3 protein-coding genes are annotated in these 2,491 nt (G+C 43.1%); 2 read left to right on the forward strand and 1 reads right to left on the reverse strand.

Going from position 1 to position 2,491, the window contains the following annotated elements:
• Positions 1-254: 254 nt before the first annotated feature.
• Positions 255-1,172 carry a LysR family transcriptional regulator gene (locus ACX5KA_RS08695; protein WP_458730898.1) on the reverse strand — a complete coding sequence of 306 codons (918 nt, stop codon included), beginning with the start codon at positions 1,170-1,172 and terminating at the stop codon, positions 255-257.
• Between the two features lie 71 nt (positions 1,173-1,243).
• On the opposite strand from ACX5KA_RS08695, the gene ACX5KA_RS08700 reads away from it, so the two are divergent.
• Together ACX5KA_RS08700 and ACX5KA_RS08705 are read left to right on the forward strand one after the other, a co-directional pair.
• Entirely contained in the window at positions 1,244-2,044 is an 801-nt protein-coding gene (locus ACX5KA_RS08700; RefSeq protein ID WP_458730899.1) for a CmcJ/NvfI family oxidoreductase, read from the forward strand.
• A complete protein-coding gene (locus tag ACX5KA_RS08705; RefSeq protein ID WP_458730900.1) occupies positions 2,037-2,483 on the forward strand; it encodes an aldehyde dehydrogenase family protein in 447 nt (148 codons plus the stop codon). Before ACX5KA_RS08700 ends, ACX5KA_RS08705 begins: the two co-directional genes overlap by 8 nt.
• The last annotated feature ends 8 nt before the right edge of the window (positions 2,484-2,491 follow it).

Raw genomic sequence — 2,491 nt, forward strand, 5'->3', positions numbered from 1 at the left:
CTGAGGCGACAACTATCCTGACACAGGGGGTAAATGAAGTGGCTGACTCAATTCTCATTGAGCTAGCACTAGCTGTCGGATATACAATTCTTGCATTAGGCCTAATGAAATTAGGACAGAAAAAATAGCTAGCAGTTGAGATTATTAATACCAGCCAGTTTTGGTAATTTCTACTAATAGTCTCAATTTGTGCTTTGCTGACGGGACTTCGATAACCATCGCGGTCATAAATCCTTCGTCCGATATTTTACTTGCTAGCCGGGCGTAGAACGGCCCTTAATAGTATTAACCAACAGCTTTCTTATCCATAGAGTCAGTGGATCATTTGATAATCGATGATGCCATGTGCTGATAACATCAAATCCTGGCGGCGTTTCATTTAACTCGATAACGCGTAACTTTCTGTTAGGTATAAGCGCACTTGGTACGAAACCACACAAGTCGGTGCTGTGTATTGTTTCAATAGCTGCAGAGAAAGTGGGAAAAGACATAAAAACTTCTCTAGGATGGCCTTTCGCTTCAAACCAATGATGAATAGCCCCACTGAAATCGCCTCGAGAGGGCGAAACCACAACCTGAGGTATTTTTGATATTTGAGCCACCGTCATTTCATTTTTGCTTAGCTTACTTTGCGATGACACAACACATTTATAGCGTTCGCGATAGAGCGTTTCACTCGGGTATGTCGAAGGTGCTAACGACGGATTTGTGATAGCCAGATCTACTTCACCGTTTTTAAGGTCATTCGCCAAGCTATCTAGTTCTAACTTTTTTATCGCTATTTTTAACTTCGGCGCAAGTTGTCGAATGTCGGCAAGTGCACTCGGCAGCAGTGACACTTGCTCGAAGTCAGTGCATGCCAAAGTGAAAGTCGTCGATGTCGTTGAAGGTGAGAAAGTTTCCGGTGTTAAAAGCGAATCAAAAGCTTCCAGCGTCGACGTTACCTTGGGCTGTAGAGCGACGGCGAGTGCGGTAGGCTGTACACCATTTCCGCTTCGAATAAACAGCCTGTCGTTAAACACATTGCGCATTTTTTTCAAATGCTCACTCACCGCCTGCTGAGAGATGCCTAACTGCTCTGCCACTCTCGACAAGTTTCTCATTTTTATAAGCGCAACAAACGTGCGCAACTGTTTAATGTCTAGCTGACTTACCAATTTTATTTGTATCACATACATTTTTCACTTGATTTAATTGTACTAGATAAAGGCGTAGGATCAAATCACAAGCTAAAGAACAGGATATGATTATGTTTTCAGTAAACTACGTTTCACCCGACGCCCCTTTGGTTTACGACCAAACGTATAAGGGCCCTGGCGCTTCAGAACTTACATCGTCAGTAGATAAACGAACTATTAGTGTTAGTGATATGCGCGCTGAAAAAAGCACGTTTGCACTGGAAACAAATGGCTTCGAAGTTGTGTCGTTTTCACCCGACTTTGAAGCTTTTGAAGATGACGAGGCAATACAAAAGCAACTATATCCATATGTAATCGATATGTTGAAGCGCAGAATGAACAGTGATGACGTGATCATTTTTGATCATACTTATCGCTCGACTACCCGTGCGGATAAGTCTATTCACAATAGAGCCCCGGTAAGAACAGTACACAACGACTACACTGATGTATCAGCGAATCACCGCATGATGGAAGAGACAAAAGGGCAAGAGCATTTAAGAAACCGCGATTATACCTTGGTGAACCTGTGGCTTCCTGTAAGAAATAAAGTGGAGTCATCTCCGCTAGCCATGGTTGATATATCTACCGTGCACCCAACTGATTTTCAGCGACTCAAACTTATCTATCCCGATCGTATCGGTGAACTTGCTGCCATCACTTATAACCCTAATCACAAATGGTTTTATCAGTCGGAAATGACGCCGGGTGAAGGGCTATTGTTCAAAGTGTATGACTCTACATTTGAACAAGGAATGTTTGGGGTACCACACTCAGCGGTGGATGTTTTAAACGATGAAGCTAAAAAACCGCGTACAAGCCTAGAAATACGCGCAATCGTGTTTGGTGGTGAAAGCAATGAATAACATTTTAATATCTCGAAACCCGCTTGATGAACAGGAAGTGGGAAGCGTAAAGGTCGCAAGTAATGACGATGTAGTTACTGTTGTAAACAACGCTAAACAAGCTCAAATTGCATGGGGCAAGCTAACATCAGAGCAGCGAGCACAACTAATTATTGAAGCATTCTCGCGCCTAAACCGTGTTCAAGAGCAGTTAGTAAACCTTATTTCTAAAGAAATGGGTAAAGATCATCGTCGAGCTACCTATGAGGTGATGGGGGTCATACAAAGTGCGTCTTATCTTTGCCGAGAGATCATGCAAGCTATTGCACCAGTAAAGAAGCCAAGCGGCACAAAAATCTACTACCGTCCACTGGGAGTGGTGGGCGTGATTTCGCCGTGGAACTACCCTTTGGCTATGGCAAATAATTTACTTCTACCAGCAGGGCAAAATCATACTTGAATGAAATT

The organism is Alteromonas alvinellae, from assembly GCF_902705805.1.